Source organism: Kitasatospora sp. Xyl93 (genome assembly GCF_055383135.1).
Genome location: NZ_AP029185.1, coordinates 6,596,195 through 6,614,298 on the forward strand (window position 1 = coordinate 6,596,195; position 18,104 = coordinate 6,614,298).

Annotated in this window: 17 protein-coding genes; 6 read left to right on the forward strand and 11 right to left on the reverse strand. The window is 72.8% G+C overall.

Annotated elements, in window-relative coordinates:
* Window positions 1-88: 88 nt before the first annotated feature.
* The 3 genes from ACZ5GH_RS28665 to ACZ5GH_RS28675 all read right to left on the reverse strand — a co-directional run bounded on the left by ACZ5GH_RS28665 (window position 89) and on the right by ACZ5GH_RS28675 (window position 3,050).
* Window positions 89-874, reverse strand: a complete 786-nt coding sequence (locus tag ACZ5GH_RS28665) for an enoyl-CoA hydratase (RefSeq protein ID WP_387757620.1) — start codon at window positions 872-874, stop codon at window positions 89-91.
* 222 nt (window positions 875-1,096) lie between these two features.
* A complete protein-coding gene (locus ACZ5GH_RS28670; protein WP_464335690.1) occupies window positions 1,097-2,182 on the reverse strand; it encodes an enoyl-CoA hydratase/isomerase family protein in 1,086 nt (361 codons plus the stop codon).
* Between the two features lie 214 nt (window positions 2,183-2,396).
* The gene (locus ACZ5GH_RS28675; RefSeq protein WP_387757624.1) at window positions 2,397-3,050 is read right to left on the reverse strand and encodes a TetR/AcrR family transcriptional regulator; all 654 of its coding nucleotides are present in this window, start codon (window positions 3,048-3,050) and stop codon (window positions 2,397-2,399) included.
* A 101-nt stretch (window positions 3,051-3,151) separates the two neighbouring features.
* On the opposite strand from ACZ5GH_RS28675, the gene ACZ5GH_RS28680 reads away from it, so the two are divergent.
* Entirely contained in the window at window positions 3,152-3,925 is a 774-nt protein-coding gene (locus ACZ5GH_RS28680) for an SDR family oxidoreductase (protein WP_464335691.1), read from the forward strand.
* Between the two features lie 159 nt (window positions 3,926-4,084).
* On the opposite strand, the gene fahA is transcribed toward ACZ5GH_RS28680, so the two are convergent.
* From fahA to ACZ5GH_RS28705, 5 genes are all read right to left on the reverse strand, one after another.
* Window positions 4,085-5,305, reverse strand: coding sequence for a fumarylacetoacetase (gene fahA, locus ACZ5GH_RS28685; RefSeq protein WP_464335692.1), 1,221 nt, complete (start codon window positions 5,303-5,305; stop codon window positions 4,085-4,087).
* Window positions 5,302-6,303, reverse strand: coding sequence for a hypothetical protein (locus ACZ5GH_RS28690; protein ID WP_464335693.1), 1,002 nt, complete (start codon window positions 6,301-6,303; stop codon window positions 5,302-5,304). Before ACZ5GH_RS28690 ends, fahA begins: the two co-directional genes overlap by 4 nt.
* Window positions 6,300-7,502 (reverse strand): homogentisate 1,2-dioxygenase, encoded by a 1,203-nt coding sequence (locus ACZ5GH_RS28695; protein WP_387757630.1) that lies wholly within the window; start codon window positions 7,500-7,502, stop codon window positions 6,300-6,302. The genes ACZ5GH_RS28690 and ACZ5GH_RS28695 overlap by 4 nt, the downstream gene beginning before the upstream one ends.
* Window positions 7,503-7,619: 117 nt before the next feature.
* On the reverse strand, window positions 7,620-8,834 hold the full coding sequence (gene hppD / locus ACZ5GH_RS28700) for a 4-hydroxyphenylpyruvate dioxygenase (protein ID WP_387757631.1): 1,215 nt from the start codon (window positions 8,832-8,834) through the stop codon (window positions 7,620-7,622).
* Window positions 8,835-9,064: 230 nt separating this feature from the next.
* Window positions 9,065-10,426, reverse strand: a complete 1,362-nt coding sequence (locus ACZ5GH_RS28705) for a phosphoribosyltransferase family protein (RefSeq protein ID WP_464335694.1) — start codon at window positions 10,424-10,426, stop codon at window positions 9,065-9,067.
* A gap of 278 nt (window positions 10,427-10,704) precedes the next feature.
* Between ACZ5GH_RS28705 and ACZ5GH_RS28710 the strand changes: the two genes are divergently transcribed.
* The 4 genes from ACZ5GH_RS28710 to ACZ5GH_RS28725 all read left to right on the forward strand — a co-directional run bounded on the left by ACZ5GH_RS28710 (window position 10,705) and on the right by ACZ5GH_RS28725 (window position 13,258).
* Window positions 10,705-11,097, forward strand: coding sequence for a hypothetical protein (locus tag ACZ5GH_RS28710; protein WP_464335695.1), 393 nt, complete (start codon window positions 10,705-10,707; stop codon window positions 11,095-11,097).
* The gene (locus ACZ5GH_RS28715) at window positions 11,094-11,504 is read left to right on the forward strand and encodes a pirin family protein (protein ID WP_387757635.1); all 411 of its coding nucleotides are present in this window, start codon (window positions 11,094-11,096) and stop codon (window positions 11,502-11,504) included. Before ACZ5GH_RS28710 ends, ACZ5GH_RS28715 begins: the two co-directional genes overlap by 4 nt.
* 34 nt (window positions 11,505-11,538) lie before the next feature.
* Complete coding sequence (locus ACZ5GH_RS28720; RefSeq protein WP_464335696.1) at window positions 11,539-12,204, forward strand: hypothetical protein; 666 nt, start codon at window positions 11,539-11,541, stop codon at window positions 12,202-12,204.
* A 343-nt stretch (window positions 12,205-12,547) separates the two neighbouring features.
* Window positions 12,548-13,258, forward strand: a complete 711-nt coding sequence (locus ACZ5GH_RS28725; RefSeq protein WP_387757638.1) for a response regulator — start codon at window positions 12,548-12,550, stop codon at window positions 13,256-13,258.
* Between the two features lie 106 nt (window positions 13,259-13,364).
* Here ACZ5GH_RS28725 and ACZ5GH_RS28730 read toward each other — a convergent pair whose 3' ends face one another.
* Entirely contained in the window at window positions 13,365-15,080 is a 1,716-nt protein-coding gene (locus ACZ5GH_RS28730) for an acyl-CoA dehydrogenase family protein (RefSeq protein ID WP_464335697.1), read from the reverse strand.
* Between the two features lie 89 nt (window positions 15,081-15,169).
* Window positions 15,170-15,724 carry a PadR family transcriptional regulator gene (locus ACZ5GH_RS28735; RefSeq protein ID WP_387757641.1) on the reverse strand — a complete coding sequence of 185 codons (555 nt, stop codon included), beginning with the start codon at window positions 15,722-15,724 and terminating at the stop codon, window positions 15,170-15,172.
* Between the two features lie 185 nt (window positions 15,725-15,909).
* On the opposite strand from ACZ5GH_RS28735, the gene ACZ5GH_RS28740 reads away from it, so the two are divergent.
* Window positions 15,910-16,383 (forward strand): SPW repeat protein, encoded by a 474-nt coding sequence (locus tag ACZ5GH_RS28740; RefSeq protein ID WP_387757642.1) that lies wholly within the window; start codon window positions 15,910-15,912, stop codon window positions 16,381-16,383.
* Between the two features lie 123 nt (window positions 16,384-16,506).
* On the opposite strand, the gene ACZ5GH_RS28745 is transcribed toward ACZ5GH_RS28740, so the two are convergent.
* On the reverse strand, window positions 16,507-17,913 hold the full coding sequence (locus ACZ5GH_RS28745; protein WP_464335698.1) for a class II fumarate hydratase: 1,407 nt from the start codon (window positions 17,911-17,913) through the stop codon (window positions 16,507-16,509).
* Window positions 17,914-18,104: the final 191 nt, after the last annotated feature.

The following is an 18,104-nucleotide window of genomic DNA, read 5'->3' on the forward strand; positions in this document are numbered from 1 at the left end:
CGGCCGACGGCGAACAGCCGACAGAGTTCAGCTGACAGATTTCATCATCTGAAATCTGTCAGCTGTCATCTGTCAGCCGCCCCCGTCGTCAGCGGTTCTGGAACTCCGGCGGGCGCTTCTCGGCGAAGGCCGCCATGCCCTCCTTCTGGTCCGCCGTGGCGAAGGCCGCGTGGAAGAGCCGGCGCTCGAAGCGGACGCCCTCGGCCAGGGTGGTCTCGAAGGCGCGGTTGACGCTCTCCTTCATCATGACCGCCGCCGGGGCGGACATCGCCGCGACCGTCTCGGCGGTGGCCAGCGCCTCGGACAGCAGCTGGTCCGCCGGGACGATCCGGGAGACCAGCCCGGCCCGCTCGGCCTCCTCGGCGCCCATCATCCGACCGGTCAGACACAGCTCCATGGCCTTGGCCTTGCCGACCGCCCGGGTCAGCCGCTGCGAGCCGCCGATGCCGGGAATGACCCCGAGCTTGATCTCCGGCTGCCCGAACTTCGCGGTGTCCGCCGCCAGCAGGATGTCGCACAGCATCGCCAGCTCGCAGCCACCGCCCAGGGCGAACCCGGCCACCGCCGCGACCACCGGCTTGCGCAGGGCGCCGAGCCGGTCCCACGGGCCCAGCCAGTCGTCCAGGTAGACGTCCGGGAACCGGTTGCCCTGCATCTCCTTGATGTCGGCGCCGGCCGCGAAGGCCTTCTCCGAGCCGGTGATCACCAGACAGCCGATCTCCGGGTCCCGGTCGAAGGCGGTCGCGGCGGCGACCACCTCGTTCATCAGCTGGGTGTTCAGCGCGTTGAGCGCCTTGGGCCGGTTGAGGGTGATCAGCCCCACCCGGCCCTTGCGCTCGACCAGGATCGTCTCGTAGGTCTCGGTCTCGGTCATCGCCGTCGACTCCCATTTCCGCTGCTCGGCGCCCGTGGGCGCGCCCTGACCACCCAACGATCTACGAAGCGCCCCGTCTCGCGCCAGTCTTGGTATGCGAGACGCCGGTCACCAGACGGACCCCGGGACAGCGGGGCCGGGTTGCCCCCGGCCGGGGTCGACGGGGGACCGGCCGGTTCATGGGCGGCTCGAGGTGTGCCGGTGGTGGACGAGGGGCGGGGGTCAGGCCAGGCCCAGTTCGTCACCCTCGCGCGGGGCGAAGTAGCGGGCGACGTCCGCCTCCGTCACCTCGGCGAGCGTGCCGGGATTCCAGCGGGGGTTGCGGTCCTTGTCGATCACCTGCGCGCGGATGCCCTCGACCATGTCATGGCTCTCCAGCGCGGTGCAGGAGATCCGGTACTCCTGGTCGAGCACGGCCTCCAGCGAGGGGAGCGTGCGGGCGCGGCGCAGCGCGGCCAGGGTGGTCTTCACGGCGGTGGGGGAGTTCGCCAGGACGGCTTCGGCGGCCTCCTTGGCCTCCGGAACGCCGGAGTCCAGCAGCCGGTCGACGATCTCCTCGACGGTGTCGGCCGCGTAGCAGGCGTCGATCCAGGCGCGCTGGGGGGCCAGCGCGGCGGGCGGCGCGGGCTCGGCGTGCGCGGCGACGAGGCCGGCGACGAGGGCGGTGACCTCGGCGGTGGTGCTCCCGGTCGCCGCGGCGGTGCTCCGGGCCAGGGCGTCGAGCAGGTCGGGCACGCGCGAGGAGGGCACGAAGTGGTCCGCGAACCCGCAGAGCAGGGCGTCGCCCGGGCCCATCGAGGCCGCGGTGAGCCCGAGGTGGGTGCCCAGCTCGCCGGGGGCGAGGGCGAGCAGCCGGCTGCCGCCGACGTCCGGCACGATGCCGATCCGGGTTTCGGGCATCGCGACGGTGGAGCGCTCGGTGACGATCCGCACCGCGCCGTGGGCGGACACGCCGACGCCGCCGCCCATGGTGATGCCGTCCAGCACCGCGACGTACGGCTTCGGGTAGCGGGCGGTCAGCGCGTTCAGCCGGTACTCGTCGCGGAAGAAGGCCCGGGTGCCGGCCCCGCCCGCCTTGGCGTCGTCGTGCATCGCGCGGATGTCGCCGCCCGCGCACAGGCCGCGCTCGCCCGCGCCGGTCAGCACGACGGCGCGTATCCGGTCGTCCGTGGCCCAGTCGTCCAGGGTGGCTCGCAGGGCGGTGACCATGCCGTGGGTCAGCGAGTTGAGTGCCCGCGGACGGTTCAGCACGAGCCGTCCGACGCCGCCGTCCAGGAACGCCTGGACCTCCGCCACCTCTGCGCTCATCGGGCCCGCTCCCGTTCCTCGGTGATGTCGACGTCAGCCGGAGTCCGCCGGTGTCCACCGGGATCGGTCGGCGTCCGCTGTCCGTTCCTGCCGGCGCGGCCGTTCCTCCAGGCCGGGCCGTTCCTCCCGGCCCCGGCCGGCTTCCGCGGTCCACCGTACCGGGGCGGGTGGGCAGTTGTGATCACCGGGCCGGGGGCGGGGAGTCCGGCGCGGCTCAGGGCCAGGCGCGCAGGGCGAGTTCGGCGGTCCGGGCCAGGTCGGCGGCGGTGGCGCCGTCCCGGGCCTGTTGGGACATCCCCTGGAGGACGGTGCCGAGGTAGCCGGCCAGCGCCTTGGGATCGGCCTCGGGCGGCAGTTCGCCGTCCTGCCGGGCCTGGGACAGCCGGGCCTCGAAGGTCCGCAGGTTCGCGTTGCGCAGCTCGCGCAGCTGGGCCTGGACGCCGGCGTCCTGCGGGGTGACGTGGGTGGCGGCGGAGATCACCAGGCAGCCGGCCGGGTGGGACGGGTCGGGGTAGACGGCGGCGGCCTCGCGCAGGATGCGGGCGAAGGCGCCGTACGCGGTGGGCTCCTCCGCCAGTGCGACGGTCACGAACGCGCCGACGGGGGAGCGGCCGTACTGGCGGACCACCTCGTCGAACAGCGACCGCTTGTCACCGAAGGCCGCGTACAGGCTGCCGGGGCGGATCCCCATGGCGGTGGTGAGGTCGGTGATCGAGGTGGCCTCGTAGCCGTGCTGCCAGAAGAGCCGGGTGGCGGCGGCGAGTGCCTCGTCGCGGTCGAAGGCCGGCGGGCGGCCGCGTCGGGGGGCCGGCCCAGGGGTGGTGGCGCCGCTGCCGGACGCCGCTGTCGGCTTCTGCGCCTCTGTCATGCGCCGAATTTTAGAGCACTCGCTCAAGAAGTCTGTGCTAGCGTCTTTCTTGAGCGATCGTTCAACAATGACGCGGAGTGCAAACAGGAGGGGGCCCGGCCATGGGCGCGTACGGACTTCGGGGCAAGACGGCGCTGGTCACCGGCGGCAGCAGGGGGATCGGCCGGGCCATCGCCCGGCGGCTCGGGCGGGACGGTGCCACCGTCGCCGTCGGCTACGCCCGGGACGGGGCGGCGGCCGAGGAGGTGGTGGCCGGCATCCGCGCCGACGGCGGGCGGGCGTTCGCGCTGCGGGCCGAACTCGGCCGGCACGGTGACGCCGCCGCGCTCTGGGCGGCCTTCGACGCCGGGATCGGGGCGCACGCTCCGGACGGCGGGGTGGACATCATCGTGAACAACGCTGGCATCGGGCGCAGTTCGGACCTCGAGTCGCTGACCGAGGAGGACTTCGACGCGGTGTTCGCGGTCAACGTCCGGGCGCCGTTCTTCGTGGTACAGCACGGGCTGAAGCGGCTGCGGGACGGCGGCCGGATCATCAACGTCTCCAGCGGCGCCGCCCGGCTGGCGATGCCCGAGATCATCGCCTACGGCGCGACCAAGGGGGCGCTGGACACCTTCACCCTCAACCTCGCCAAGCAGCTCGGCCCGCGCGGGATCACGGTGAACTCGGTCGCGCCCGGCATCGTGGACACCGACGTCAACGCGGGCTGGCTGCGCGGCAACGCGGAGGCGCAGGCGTACGCGGCGTCGGTCGCCGCGCTCGGCCGGGTGGGGCAGCCGGAGGACATCGCGGACATCGTCGCCTTCCTCGCCTCCGACGACGCCCGCTGGGTGACCGGGCGGGTCGTCGACGCCACGGGCGGGGCGGGGCTGTAGCCGGACGCGGGTGTCACCACGGGGCGGGGCAGAGGAGTGGGCAAACAGATGACAGCTGACAGATGATGAAATCTGTCAGCTGTCATCCGTTGTCCGTCATCTGTTACTGGTCACTCGTGATTCCTCGGGCCTCTACCCCTGGGCCTCGGCGCGCGGCCGTCAGCCCCGCACGCGCCCGGTGACCTCGCCGAACCCGATCACGGCGCCGTCCGGCCCGGGCGCGGTGGCGGTGATGGTCACCTCGTCGCCGTCCTCCAGGAACGTCCGGGTCGACCCGTCCGGGAGCTTCAGCGGCTCCTCGCCGTTCCAGGTCAGCTCGATCAGCGCACCCCGGGTGTCCCGCTCCGGCCCGCTGACCGTTCCCGAGGCGAACAGGTCGCCGGTGCGCAGCGAGGCGCCGTTGACGGTCATGTGGGTCAGTTGCTGCTGCGCCGTCCAGTACATGGTGGCGAACGGCGGCCGGGAGACCGGGTGCCCGTTCAGCCGGACCTCCATCGCCAGGTCCAGGCCCCACGGCTCGCCGCCCCGGTCGTCCAGGTACGCCAGCGGCTCGACGTCGCGCTCCGGCGGCGTGACCCGGGCGTGCTCCAGGGCGTCCAGCGGAACGATCCACGGCGAGACCGAGGTCGCGAAGGACTTGCCGAGGAACGGGCCGAGCGGCACGTACTCCCAGGCCTGGATGTCGCGCGCCGACCAGTCGTTGAGCAGGCAGACGCCGAACACGTGCTCGCGGAAGTCGTCCAGCACGACCGGCCGGCCCAGCTCCGACGGCGCGCCGACGACGAAGCCGACCTCGGCCTCGATGTCCAGCCGGCGCGACGGCCCGAAGCCCGGCGCGGCGTCGGTGGGTGCCTTGCGCTGCCCGTGCGGCCGCACCACCGGCGTGCCGGAGACCACGACCGTGCCCGCCCGCCCGTGGTAACCGATCGGCAGGTGCTTCCAGTTGGGGGTGAGCGGCTCCGAGCCCGGGCGGAAGATCCGGCCCAGGTTGGTGGCGTGGTGCTCCGAGGCGTAGAAGTCGACGTAGTCGGCCACCTCGAACGGCAGGTGCAGCTCCACCTCGTCGGCCGGCACCAGCGCCGGCGACAGCGCCTCGCGGAAGGACTCGTCGGTGAGCCAGGTGGTCAGGTCCGCCCGCACCTGAATCCAGACCGGACGCCCCGCCGCCATCAGCGGGTTGAGCGAGTCCGCCTCCAGCAGCGCCGACGGCGAGCCGGCCGCGCGGGCGGCCGCCCCGGCGTCCAGCACGAAGTCCCCGACGCGCACGCCGATCCGGCGCCGCCCGGGCTGGTCGGCGGCGGTGAAGACGCCGTACGGCAGGTTGTGCACGCCGAACGGCGAGTCCTGGGCGCTGGCGAGCCAGCTGCGGGGGGTGGTCAACGGTCCTCCTGGTGCAGTGGACTGGGCGACGACAGCAGGCCGAGCGCGGCCAGGTCGCCCAGGGGCTCGGCGATGCTACAGGTGCCGAACGCGGTGAACGAGTTCCGGATCACCGTAATCTGACGGTCAGTCAGTGCTCGAACCGCCTTGGCCAGCACCTCGCCGTCGCGCTCCGCCAGCACCGCGGCGGCGGCGGCCCGGTCGGTCTCCTGTGCGGCCAGCAGCACGTTCAGGAAGCCGTGGTGCTCGAATCCGGTCTCCGGATCGGTGTGCCGTACGGCGTTGTGCAGACCTGCCGTGCACTTGTACGGCAGTCCGCGCCGTGCGCAGCCGGTGAGGAAGGCGGCCAGCTCGTCCTCGGCCGGGAAGGCCTCGGCGACCAGCCCGCCGGTGCGGAACTTCGCCCGGTACGGGCTGTCCACCAGCACGTCCAGGGCGGCGTCCAGGGCGTCCCCGCGCAGGAGTTCGCGCGGCAGTTCGACGGCGGCCGGGACATGGGGCGGCAGCAGCCGGTCCAGCGCGGCCACCGCCTCGGCGGCGTCCCGGGCGGCCAGCTCGACGCCGGCCAGCTCGAACGGCGCGGCGGCGGCGAGCGCCGGAGTGAGCTCGGCGCTGCCCCCCGGCAGCACCAGCCCGACCTTGAACGGCCCGTGGCCCGCCGCCGTGCCGTCCGTCCCCGCCGTGTCCCCCGTTGTCGCGACGGCCGCCACCGCTGCGGTACCCGGGGCCGCGGAAGAGCCCGCAGTCACCGGGGAGTTCGAGACCGCCTCGGCCAGCTCGCCCAGCCGGCCCGCCCCGCAGAGGAAGGGGCCGACCGCCTCGGCGTACCAGGCCGCGCGGTGCACACGGTGCGCGGGCACCGCCTCGACGACCGGCAGGTTCCCGGGGGGGAACACCGCCGCGTCGTCGAACAGCCCGCGGAACAGCTCGGGGATCGCGCCCGGGGCCGAACCGGGAATCCCGCCCGGGACCGAGCCCCCCGTAGGCAGTGCGCTCATCGCCCGGGCCCCCGACCGGCCCAGGTCCAGGCGTAGTCGCCGTCCTCGCTGGCCCGCCCGCCCTCGCCGAGTTCCAGCGGGCGGAAGGTGTCCACCATGACGGCCAGCTCGTCGAAGAACTCCGCGCCGATGCTGCGCTCGTACGCCCCAGGCTGCGGCCCGTGGGTGTGCCCGCCGGGGTGCAGCGAGATCGAGCCCTGGCCGATGCCGGAGCCCTTGCGGGCCGCGTAGTCGCCGCCGCAGTAGAACATGACCTCGTCGCTGTCCACGTTGGCGTGGTAGTACGGCACCGGGATCGCCAGCGGGTGGTAGTCCACCTTGCGCGGAACGAAGTTGCAGATCACGAAGCCGTTGCCCTCGAACACCTGGTGGGCCGGCGGCGGCTGGTGGATCCGGCCGGTGATCGGCTCGAAGTCGCTGATGTTGAAGGCGTACGGGTACAGGCAGCCGTCCCAGCCGACCACGTCGAAGGGGTGGTGCGGCACCGTGTAGCGGGTGCCCGCGATCCCGTTCGGTCCGCGGTGCTTGACCAGCACGTCGACGTCCCCGGGGGCGTCGACGACCAGCGGGCCGACCGGTCCGCGGAAGTCCCGTTCGCAGTACGGCGCGTGCTCCAGCAGCTGCCCGTACTTGGAGAGGTAGCGCTTGACCGGGGTGATGTGGCTGTTCGCCTCGATGCAGTACGCGCGCAGCGGCTCGTCGCCGGCCGGCACCCAGCGGTGGGTGGTGGCGCGCGGGACGATCACGTAGTCGCCCTGCCCGACCTCGATCGAGCCGAAGACCGTCTCGACCGTGCCGGAGCCGGACTCCACGTACACGCACTCGTCGCCGAGTCCGTTGCGGTAGAGCTCGCTCGGGGCCCCGGCGGCGACGTACGAGATCCGCACGTCGCCGTTGCCGAGGACCAGCCGGCGGCTGCCGACGACGTCCGCGGACTTCCAGTCCTGGTCCGCGAACAGCTCGTGCAGCTTGAGGTGGCGGGGGAGGAGCGGGTGGTTGGGCACCGTGGACTGGTCCGGCAGCTCCCAGGGCACCGCGTTGACCACCGCCGAGGGGATTCCCCGGTGGTAGAGCAGCGAGGAGTCCGAGGAGAACCCCTCCTCGCCCATCAACTCCTCGTAGTACAGCCCGCCTTCGGGAGTGCGGTGCTGGGTGTGCCGCTTGGGCGGGATGCTGCCCAGCTGCCGGTAGTACGCCATCTCCGTGGTCCTCCTCGACCGTTTGGCAGAGATCCGCTCGTCAGAGACCCGCTCGTCGGAGACCCGCTCGTCGGTGACCCCTTGGCCGGCCACCCGCTCGTCGGATCCCGTCGACGCTCACAGGTTGCCGCGTCGGTCCTGCTCGCGCTCGATGGACTCGAAGAGCGCCTTGAAGTTGCCCTTCCCGAAGCCGAGCGAACCGTGCCGCTCGATGAACTCGTAGAAGACGGTGGGGCGGTCGCCGATCGGCTTGGTGAAGATCTGCAGCAGGTAGCCGTCCTCGTCGCGGTCGACCAGGATGCCGCGCTTCTTCAGCTCCTCGATCGGCACCCGGACCTTGCCGATCCGCTCGCGCAGCTCCGGGTCGTCGTAGTAGGCGTCCGGGGTGGCGAGGAACTCCACGCCGCGCGCCCGCAGCACGTCCACGGTGGTGAGGATGTCGTTGGTGGCGAGCGCCATGTGCTGGCAGCCGGGGCCGGTGTAGAACTCCAGGTACTCGTCGATCTGGGACTTCTTCTTGGCGACGGCCGGCTCGTTGAGCGGGAACTTCACCCGGTGGTTGCCGCTGGCGACGACCTTGGACATCAGCGCGGAGTAGTCGGTGGCGATGTCGTCGCCGACGAACTCGGCCATGTTCACGAAGCCCATGACGCGGTTGTAGAACGCCACCCACTCGTCCATCCGGCCCAGCTCGACGTTGCCGACGGCGTGGTCGAGGGCCTGGAAGAGGCGCTTGGGCGAGCCCTCCGGGTGGGTGACCCGGCTCTCCGCGACGACGTAGCCCGGCAGGTACGGGCCGTGGTAGCGGGAGCGGTCGATCAGGGTGTGGCGGGTCTCGCCGTAGGTGGCGATGGCCGCGCGGCGCACGGTGCCGTTCTCGTCCGAGACGTCGTTCGGCTCCTCCAGCACGGTGGCGCCGGACGCGCGGGCGTGCTCGATGCACTTGTCGACGTCCGGGACCTCCAGGGCGAGGTCGACGACGCCGTCGCCGTGGCGGCGGTGGTGGTCCAGCAGCGGGCTGTCCGGCTGGACGCCGCCCTTGATCACGAAGCGGCAGGAACCCGAGCGGAGCACGTACGACTTGCGGTCCCGACGGCCGGTCTCCGGGCCGGAGTAGGCGACCAGCTCCATGCCGAAGACGACCTGGTAGAACTGCGCCGTCTGGGTGGCGTTGCCGACCACGAAGACGACCGCGTCCTGCGCCGTCACCGGGAACGGGTCGGCGGCCGCGTCATGCTCGACGAGGCCGACGAGGCGGCGCAGCTGGTCGGCGTCAAGACCGGCCTCGCGCTCCTCGGGGGTCAACTCAAGGGCGTGGGTCTGCGGGGTCATCGCTCGTTCCTCCACTTCGGGCCTCGCCGTCGAGGCATCCGCTGGATCGCGACCGCACCGAACGGGGTGGGCGGTGTGGTTGCGGAGAGCTTGCTCCTGTCGGGGTGGTTGGGCAACAGGTGGGATTCCGACTGCTCAATGTGTACAAGCTGATCAGAAAATCCCGCTGTCGGCTGCGCAAAATGTGCTGCCGATTGGGGGTGATGCCCGAAGACTGTGCAATGGGACGGTCACGCACTTCCGGGGCCGACGGGGCGCGGGAGGTGGCGGAGGAACCAGTCCGAGGCCAGCTCGGAGACCCGGTCCAGCGTCCCCGGCTCCTCGAACAGGTGGCTCGCGTGCGGCACCACCGCCAGCGCGGTCTCGCAGCGCAGCCGGCTCCGGGCCCGCCGGTTGAGGTCCAGCACGGTGGGGTCCAGGGAGCCGACGACGAGCAGCGTCGGCGCGCGGACCTGGGCCAGCGTGTCGGGTGCGGCGAGGTCCGGGCGGCCGCCCCGGGAGACCACGGCGCGCACGGCGGAGCCCAGCTCCGCGGCGGTGTGCAGCGCGGCCGCGGCGCCGGTGCTGGCGCCGAACAGACCGAGCGGCAGGCCCCGGGTCTCGGGCACGGCGGTGTCCGGGGCGTGCTCCGTCGTGCCCAGCCGCCGGGCGGCGGCGGTCAGCCGGCCGCCCAGCATCGCCACGTCGAACACGTTCCGCCGGTCGGCCTCCTCGGCCTCGGTGAGCAGGTCGAACAACAGCGTGGCCAGCCCGGTGCGGTTCAGGTACTCGGCGACCCGCCGGTTGCGCGGGCTGTGCCGGCCGCTGCCGCTGCCGTGCGCGAAGACGACGACCCCGCGCGCGCCGGCCGGGACGGTCAGCCGGCCCGCCAGGCGGACCCCGGCGACGGGCAGCAGCAGCTCGCGGTCCACCCCGGCCGAGGCCGCGGGCGGGTCGTCGCGGGCCTCGGCCAGCAGCCGCAGCACCTCCTCGTCCTCGGTCTGCGAGAAGTCGGCGTAGAACTCGCCGATCGCGTAGAACGGGGACGGCGTGTCGACGCAGACCAGCTCGTCGGCGACGTCGCCGAGGCGCTCGACCCAGTCCGCGGGCGCGGCCGGCACCGCGAGCACCACCCGGTGCGCGCCGCGCTCCCGGACGATCTGGCAGGCCGCCCGGGCGGTGGACCCGGTGGCGATGCCGTCGTCCACCACCACCACGGTGCGTCCGCGCAGGTCGGTGGGCGGCCGGCCGCCCCGGTAGCGGCGAGCCCGGCGCGCCAGCTCGGCGCGCTCCAGCCGCTCCACCTCGGCCAGTTGCCCGTTGGTGACCGAGGAGAACCGGATGACCTGGTCGTTCAGCACCCGGACGCCGTCCTCGCCGATCGCCCCCATGCCGAGCTCGGGCTGGTAGGGCACGCCGAGCTTGCGGATCACGCAGATGTCCAGTGGCGCGCCGAGCGCCGCGGCGACCTCGGCGGCCACCGGTACGCCGCCCCGCGGCAGCGCCACGACCACGGTGTCGGGGTCGGCCAGGTGGCCGAGCCGGGCGGCCAGTCGACGGCCTGCCTCGGTGCGGTCGGCGAAGCGGGTGAAGTGGGTTCCGGTGACGTGCATGACACGGCCTCCGGTTCCACCGTACGTCGTTCCGGTCGGGTCTGGGCGGTCGCGGAGGACCGCCGGGCGCGGGCAGGAGCGGACCGGTTGCGCGGGGTGGGCGCGGGCCGGCCGGGACGGTGGGCGGGAGCCGGCCGGGATCGGGGCGGGATCCGGGGTGGGATCGGGTCGGGATGCGGATGGGACGACACCCCCGTGCGGCCGGGACAACGGGCGGTGCACGGTTGATCGCAGAGGCGGACCGCAGAGCCCGCCCGCGACCGGAAGGAGCGCCCGTCATGTCGGGCACCGTCATCACCGACCTGCGCCGCCGAGGCGCCGTCGACCCCGGCCGCCTGCTCGCCGGACCGCTGCGCGGTGTCGGCCTGCAACGACTCGAGCCGGGCCGGAGCACCGAAGTGGCCGCCGACGGCGTCGAGCACGCGCTCTACGTCACGGCCGGCGCCGGGCTCGCCGAACTGCCCGAGGACGCCGTGCACCCGGACCATCCGGAGCGCGCCGACGCCGGCCTGCCGCTGGTCGAGGGCACCGCGGTCGTGCTGCCGCTCGGCTCGCGGACCGTCCTGACCGCCGGGACGGCCGGGCTGGAGTACTTCCACGCCCTGCTCGCCGTCCCCGCCTCCTTCGCACACCCGTTCGAAGCTCCTCCCGAAGAAGGTGACCCCAGGTGATCGTCACCACCGACACCGGCGCGGCCATGGTCGTCATCGGTCCGAACGGCGAACGCGTACGGATCCGCTCCCTCGCCCGGAGCCCGATGCTCGCCAGCGCCTGCGAGGCCTTCGACCACCTGCGGCTGAGCCCGGGCGCCCACCACGTGCTCGCGGGCCGGCCCGACGCCGAGACCGTGCTGCACGTGCTGCGCGGTGCCGCCGTCGTCGGTCAACTGTCCGACGAGCCGGACCACTTGGCCTCCGAAGGCGACCTGCTGCTGGCCCGCCGCGGCCGCACCCTGCACCTCGAAGCCGGGCCGCTCGGCGCGGAACTGCTCTGTCTGACCCTCGCCGTCCCCCGACACCGCGCCGGCACCCGGGCCGCCCTGGCCCGACGCCGCGCCGTCCGACGCGACCGGCCCTGACCGGTCCCGCCAGTCCTCGCCAGAGGAGACCCTCTTGATACTCGTCCCCGCCGCGGTCCCCCGCACCGCCCCCGCGTTCCAGCGGCTGATCGACCCGGAGCAGCGGCCGGCCATCCGCGCCGGACTGACCGTCGAGGCGCTGCCGCCGGGCGTCCAGGTCGAACAACTCCCCTACGAGTCCGTCGAGTCGGTGACCGTGGTGCTCTCCGGCCGGCTGTTCGCGGCCGGTCGGATCCTCTCCCCGGGCGAGGCGATGCACCACCGGCCCGGCACCTCCTGCCGGATCTCCGCCGTCCGCGGCGCGCCGACCACCGTGCTCACCGTCCGGCCCGCCCCGCTCCGGGCCGCCGTCCCGATCCAGCGGTCGAACTCCGCGCCCGCCGCGAGCTGGCGGCAGGTGGAGGTGGGCACCGTGCGGCTCGACCAGGACGGCGTCTGCGGGCCGTACGCGGACCGGGCTGCCGACGCCTTCGTGGTGGTCCTCTCCGGGGCCGCCGCCTTCCTCGGCGAGCTCGGTGAAGTGCCTCTGCTCGCAGGTGACTTGGTCTATGTCCGGGCGGGGGAGCGGTACGGCCTCCGGGCCGGCCGGCGCGGACCGGTCACCGCGGTGCTGGGTCGCGTCGGCGCACCCGGCGCGGTTCTGGGGCCGGAGTGGGACAGCAGGTCCCTGCCCTCGGGGCACGCCGGTCCGCAGAGTTGAGGCCGGAGCGAGCGACCTCGATCGGTCAGCGGTAGGGCTCGGCCCGCGACAACCCATCCATGACAACCGACAGATGACAGATTTCAACATCTGTCATCTGTCGGTTGTCATCTGTTCTCTGTTCTCTGTGCCTGTCGGCTGTGCGGTCAGCCCGGTCCGGCCGAAGCTCTCCGCAGGCCCGATGTCCCGGGCGCGTGGGGCACCCGTCGCGAATCCCGCCCCGACCGTCCCGGAGCCGCGCGTTCCGTCCTGCCCCGCCCCCGTCCGCTCCGCCCCGACACGCTGAGGACTCCGCGAGCCTGTCACGGAAAGTCACGGGATCGCCGCTGATAGTGTCGGCCGGGTGGATGAAGAACAGCCGGTGGCACCCGCGTACCCGGGCGGCAACCCGTCCGTCCGTGTGCTGATCGTCGACGACCACCCGCTCTTCCGGGAGGGGCTCAAGGCAGCGCTGGAGAGCGCCGAGGGCGTCCTGGTGGTCGCCGAGGCCGAGCGGGTCGCCGACGTCCCGGAGGCGGTCGCCCGGCACCGCCCGACCGTGGTGATCATGGACCTCTCGCTGCCCGACGGCTCCGGGCTGGAGGCCGTCCGGCAGCTCGCGACCCAGGAGGCGCCGCCACCCGTGCTGATGCTGACCATGTCGGACGACGACGGCAACCTGCTGGCCGCCCTCCAGGCGGGCGCGCGCGGCTACCTGGTCAAGGGCGCCGGGCGGGAGGAGGTGCTGCACGCGGTGCGGACGGTCGCGGCGGGCGGCGCGGTGTTCGGCGGCGAGGTGGCCGGACGGATCACCGCCCTGCTGGCCGGCGCGAAGATGCGCGAGGCGGGACAGCTCTTCCCCGAACTCACCACCCGGGAGGCCGAGGTCCTGGACCTGGTCGCGCGCGGGCTGGACAACCGGCGGATCGCCCGGGAGCTGGTGGTTGCGGAGAAGACCGTCCGCAACCACATCACCCACATCTTCGAGAAGCTGCACGTCGCCACCCGCGCCGAGGCGGTCGCCCGGGCCCGCGACATGGGCCTCGGCGACGATCGGGCCAACCCGGAGCGCTGAACGGCCGCACCGGAACCGCGCGTTGAACGACCGGGGCGGTCCGGAGAAGGTGAACCGGGGGTGCCGGCCCGCCGACCGGCACCCCCGGGGTCTTGCCGTCCGGGCCCTACGGCCGCATCTCGTACGCGCCGGAGAGCGCCTCGACCTGAGCCCAGACCCGGGCGTCCCGCGCCGCGTCGGCGACCGGGCGCCGGACGTTCGCCAGCGCCCAGGCGGCCTGCTCCTCGGTGGCCGAGGCCTTGCCGTGCAGCTCGGTGGCGTGCGCCGAGAAGTCGCGGACCAGCGCGTCGAAGATCCGGTCCAGCACGTCGCCGCCGTGCTCGGACGCGGTCAGGCCGGTCAACTCGGCCTGCTCCAGCACCAGCTGGCCGTAGACGATCAGCGCGAACAGCTGGCCGATCTCCAGCAGGAAGTCCAGGTCCGCCTGCTGCTCCTTGCTCGGCGCGTTCTGGAGAAGCAACGCGCAGAAGCCGTCGGCCTGTTCGCGGAAGCGGGCGACGTTGGGCAGCCCGGCGTGGCGGTCGTAGGCGGTGCGCCAGTCGTGGAAGCGGATCGCGCCGAGGCCGCGGGCCGGGCCCTGCCGGAACAGGAAGGCGTCGTCGGTGGCGTCCAGGCGGGTCGGCACCGGAGCGTAGTCGGCCGGGGCGAACAGGTAGTTGCCCATGAACTTGAGGATCAGCGCCAGGTTGACGTGGACGGTGCCCTCCAGCTTCGGCAGGCCGCGGATGTCCTTCGCGGCCTTGTCGAAGTAGGTGTCCGCTTCGAAGCCCTTGGCCGCGATGACGTCCCACATCAGGTCGATGACCTTCTCGCCCTCGGTGGTGACCTTCATCTTGGTCATCGGGTTGAACAGCAGGTAGCGGCGGTCCTCGGGCGAGGCGGTGCGGAAGTAGTCCACGGCCCGCGCGCTGAACAGCTTCATCGCCGCCAGGCGGACGTAGGCGTCGGTCAGCTCCCGCTTGACGTGCGGGAAGTCGGTGACCCGCTTGCCGTACAGCATCCGGTTGTGGGCGTGCGTGACGGCCTCGTACATCGCGTGCTCGCAGATGCCGATCGAGGCGGTGCACAGGTTGAACTTGCCGACGTTGACGGTGTTGAGCGCGGCGTCGAAGGCGGCCTGACCGGTGTGCAGCACGTCCTCGGCGCGCACCGGGTAGTCCTCCAGGCGGAACTCGCTGACGTACATCTGCGCGTTCACCACGTTCTTGACCAGGTGGTACGCGTCGTGGCGGCTGTCGGCGGCGAAGAAGACATAGCCCTCCGGGCCCTCGACGTCCGAGCGGCGGCCGAACACCGAGACCAGGCCGGCCACGTTCCCGTTGCCGATGTAGTACTTGGAGCCGGTCGCGGTGAAGCCGCCCTCGCCGTTCGGGGTGAGGATCATGTCGGTGGAGTAGATGTCGGCGCCGTGGGTGCGCTCGGAGAGGCCGAAGGCCATCACGTGGCCTTCCGCGAGGAGCTTGGCGGCGCGGGCGCGGACGGCCTCGTTGCCGCTCTGCCAGACCGGGCCGAGGCCCAGGATGGTGACCTGCCAGGTGTACCAGTAGCCGAGGCCGTAGAAGCCGAGGATCTCGTTCAGCTCGGCGATCCGCGCGGTGTCCCAGCGCTTGTCGGGGTCGGCCGCGGCGGGGGTCAGGAACTCCGCGAACAGGCCCTCCTTCGCGGCGAAGTCCAGGAAGTCGGCGTACCAGCTGCGGTCGATGTAGGTGTCGATCAGCGCCTTCTTGCCGCGGGACTCGAACCAGTCCACCGTCGCGCGCAGCAGCCGGCGGGTCGGCTCGTCGAACTGTGCGGGGTCGTAGCTACGCGGGTTGAAGAGCATCGAGGGGCTCCCGGGGTCGAGGGTACGGAGAGGGCGGTGCGGCGGCCGGTGCGGCCTGGACGGCCGGGCGGCCGGTCAGGGCGCGGCCGTCAGGAGGGCCGGTCGGCGGCGAGCCGGCGCAGGGTGGCGAGCACGTCGTCGAGCCAGGCGAGCGTCATCCGCTCGTACTCGATGCCGCCGCGCAGCACCACGTGCTGCAGCTGCTCCCGGGCGTCGAGCGCGGTGGCGTCGGGGAAGTCACGCTGCTCGCCGTGCAGGTAGCGGGCGAGCAGGGCGGCATGGCTCTCGCGGTGCCGTTCGACCTCGGAGACCAGGGCGGCCGGGTCGTCGAACGCGGCGGCCCGGATCTTGACCGCGAGCTCGTGCCGGACGGTCTCCGGCTCGACCGGTTCGCGCAGCCAGCCGGCCAGCGCGGCCCGTCCGGCCTCGGCCGCCGAGTACACCTTCTTGTCCGGGCGCCCGTCCTGGGGGACCTCCTGCGCGGCCACCCAGCCGTCCGCCTCCATCCGCCGCAGCACCCGGTAGATCTGCTGGTGGGTGGCGGTCCAGAAGCGTCCGATCGAGCGGTCGAACCGCCGGGCGAGCTCGTAGCCGGAGCCGGGCTGCTCCAGCAGCGAGACGAGGATCGCGTGCTCCAGTGCCATGGCCCGCATCCTGCTATGCAACGAGTTGCATAGGCAATGGCGACCCGAGGGGTTGAGACGCAGGTCACCGGCGTGATCGGATGGTTATCGGTCATTCTCGGTCAACAGGTGCAAAGCGTTAGATAAGCGCCAGAATGGGTACGGGGCAAGCGCCTTACCGGTTCGGACCACAGGAGGTGGTATCGGTGGCAACCCATATCCCGACGACGGGCATGGAGCACCATCCGGACATCGTCGAACTGCGCGAACGTTATGAGCGGGTCACCTCGACCCCCCGCGCCCAGGGAATCGAAGCCCTGGCAGTCCTGGCCGGCCTCTTCCTGGCGGCATCGCCGTGGATCGTCGGCTTCACCGCGTTCAGCACCCTGACCGTGACCTGCCTGATCGTGGGTCTGGCCTACACGGCCCTGATGGCCGGCTACGGATCAGCCTACGAACGCACCCACGCGCGGGCCTGGGCGGCCGCCGCGCTCGGTGTCTGGACGATCATCTCCCCATGGGCCGTCTCCGGGTCCGTCGCGGTCGGCAAGAACATCGTGACCTGCGTCATCGCGGGTGCCGTGATGTTCCTGCTCGGCCTGGCGGCGATCTCGATGGCGACCATGACGTCGAACGGAGCGTCGATGCGGCGCGGCCGGGCCGGCCGCGCCAAGGGCTGATCTTCCCCGCAGCCCGAGCCGGGGCGCGGAGGGCCTGTCGCCCGCCGCGCCCCGGCGCACGCCCCGGCAGGGGGCGCCACCCGCCCGGGGGTGCCGTCATCCGCTCAGGGGTGCGCCAGCCGTTCAGGGGTGCGTCATCCGCAGCACGTCGAGGGCCTCGTCCAACTGTTCGTCGGTGAGCAGGCCCTGCTCGAGGTAGCCGCGCTCCAGCACCACCTGACGGATCGTCTTGCGCTCGGCCAGCGCCTGCTTGGCGACCTTGGCGGCCTCCTCGTACCCGATGTAGCGGTTCAGCGGGGTCACCACCGAGGGCGAGGACTCCGCGTACTCCCGCGCCCGTTCGACGTTGGCGGTGATGCCGTCGACCGTCCGGTCGGCCAGCAGCCGGGCGCTGTTGGCGAGCAGCCGCACCGACTCCAGCACGTTGCGGGCGATCACCGGGAGCATCACGTTCAGCTCGAAGTTGCCGCTCGCGCCCGCCAGCGTCACCGTCGCGTCGTTGCCCACCACCTGGGCGGCCACCATCAGCACCACCTCGGGCAGCACCGGGTTCACCTTGCCCGGCATGATCGACGAACCGGGCTGGAGATCCGGCAGGTTGATCTCTCCGAGCCCGGTGCGCGGGCCGGACCCCATCCACCGCAGGTCGTTCGCGATCTTCGTGAACCCGACCGCGACCGTGCGCAGTTGACCGCTCAGCTCGACCAGGGCGTCCCGCGCCCCCTGCGCCTCGAAGTGGTTCCTGGCCTCGGTCAGCGGCAGGTCGGTGGCGCGGGCGACCTCCGCGATGACGGCCGCCGGAAACCCGGGCGGGGTGTTGATGCCGGTGCCCACCGCCGTGCCGCCGAGCGGCAGTTCGGCCACCCGCGGGAGGGTGGCCAGCAGCCGCTCCCGCCCGTGCCGCACCTGCGCCGCGTAGCCGCCGAACTCCTGGCCGAGCGTGACGGGCGTGGCGTCCATCAGGTGCGTGCGGCCCGACTTGACGACCCGGGCGAACTCGGCGGCCTTGCGCTCCAGCGCCTCCGCGAGGTGCTCCAGCGCCGGGACCAGGTCGTGGGTGACGGCGGCGGTGGCGGCGATGTGGATCGAGGACGGGAAGACGTCGTTGGACGACTGACTGGCGTTGACGTGGTCGTTCGGGTGGACGGGCCGGCCCAGCCGCTCGGCGGCCAGGGTGGCGATCACCTCGTTGGTGTTCATGTTGGACGAGGTGCCCGAACCGGTCTGGAACACGTCCACCGGGAACTGGTCGTCCCAGTGCCCCTCCGCGACCTCCTCGGCCGCCGCCGCGATCGCCTGCGCCGTCTCCTCCTCCAGCACCCCGAGCCGGGCGTTCACCCGGGCCGCGGCGGCCTTGATCCGGGCCAGCGCGGCGATGTGCGCCCGCTCCAGCCGCTGGCCGGACACCGGGAAGTTCTCCACCGCCCGCTGCGTCTGCGCCTGCCACTTCGCGTCGGCCGGCACCCGGACCTCGCCCATCGAGTCGTGCTCGATCCGGTACTCCTGCGGCTGTTCCTGCTGGCCACCCATCGCGCGCTGCACCTCCTGTACGGGCCGGACCGGCCCGGAACGGATCTCCGATCACCACAGCCGCGGAGGGGGCCCGGGTATTTCCGGTCGGGGTGATCCGGTTTCCGGCCGGGACGGCCCGGCCTCCGGCCCGGGTGAACCGGGCGCATGCCGGGCGCCTACCGGCCGGGCGCCTACCCGGCCGGGCAGCC

Excerpts from the sequence above, each read along its gene's own strand:
- ACZ5GH_RS28665 (WP_387757620.1), bottom strand. The coding sequence starts at position 874 with ATGACCGAGACCGAGACCTACGAGACGATCCTGGTCGAGCGCAAGGGC.
- ACZ5GH_RS28670 (WP_464335690.1), bottom strand. The coding sequence starts at position 2,182 with ATGAGCGCAGAGGTGGCGGAGGTCCAGGCGTTCCTGGACGGCGGCGTC.
- ACZ5GH_RS28675 (WP_387757624.1), bottom strand. The coding sequence starts at position 3,050 with ATGACAGAGGCGCAGAAGCCGACAGCGGCGTCCGGCAGCGGCGCCACC.
- ACZ5GH_RS28680 (WP_464335691.1), top strand. The coding sequence starts at position 3,152 with ATGGGCGCGTACGGACTTCGGGGCAAGACGGCGCTGGTCACCGGCGGC.
- ACZ5GH_RS28690 (WP_464335693.1), bottom strand. The coding sequence starts at position 6,303 with ATGAGCGCACTGCCTACGGGGGGCTCGGTCCCGGGCGGGATTCCCGGT.
- ACZ5GH_RS28695 (WP_387757630.1), bottom strand. The coding sequence starts at position 7,502 with ATGGCGTACTACCGGCAGCTGGGCAGCATCCCGCCCAAGCGGCACACC.
- hppD (WP_387757631.1), bottom strand. The coding sequence starts at position 8,834 with ATGACCCCGCAGACCCACGCCCTTGAGTTGACCCCCGAGGAGCGCGAG.
- ACZ5GH_RS28705 (WP_464335694.1), bottom strand. The coding sequence starts at position 10,426 with ATGCACGTCACCGGAACCCACTTCACCCGCTTCGCCGACCGCACCGAG.
- ACZ5GH_RS28710 (WP_464335695.1), top strand. The coding sequence starts at position 10,705 with ATGTCGGGCACCGTCATCACCGACCTGCGCCGCCGAGGCGCCGTCGAC.
- ACZ5GH_RS28730 (WP_464335697.1), bottom strand. The coding sequence starts at position 15,080 with ATGCTCTTCAACCCGCGTAGCTACGACCCCGCACAGTTCGACGAGCCG.
- ACZ5GH_RS28735 (WP_387757641.1), bottom strand. The coding sequence starts at position 15,724 with ATGGCACTGGAGCACGCGATCCTCGTCTCGCTGCTGGAGCAGCCCGGC.
- ACZ5GH_RS28745 (WP_464335698.1), bottom strand. The coding sequence starts at position 17,913 with ATGGGTGGCCAGCAGGAACAGCCGCAGGAGTACCGGATCGAGCACGAC.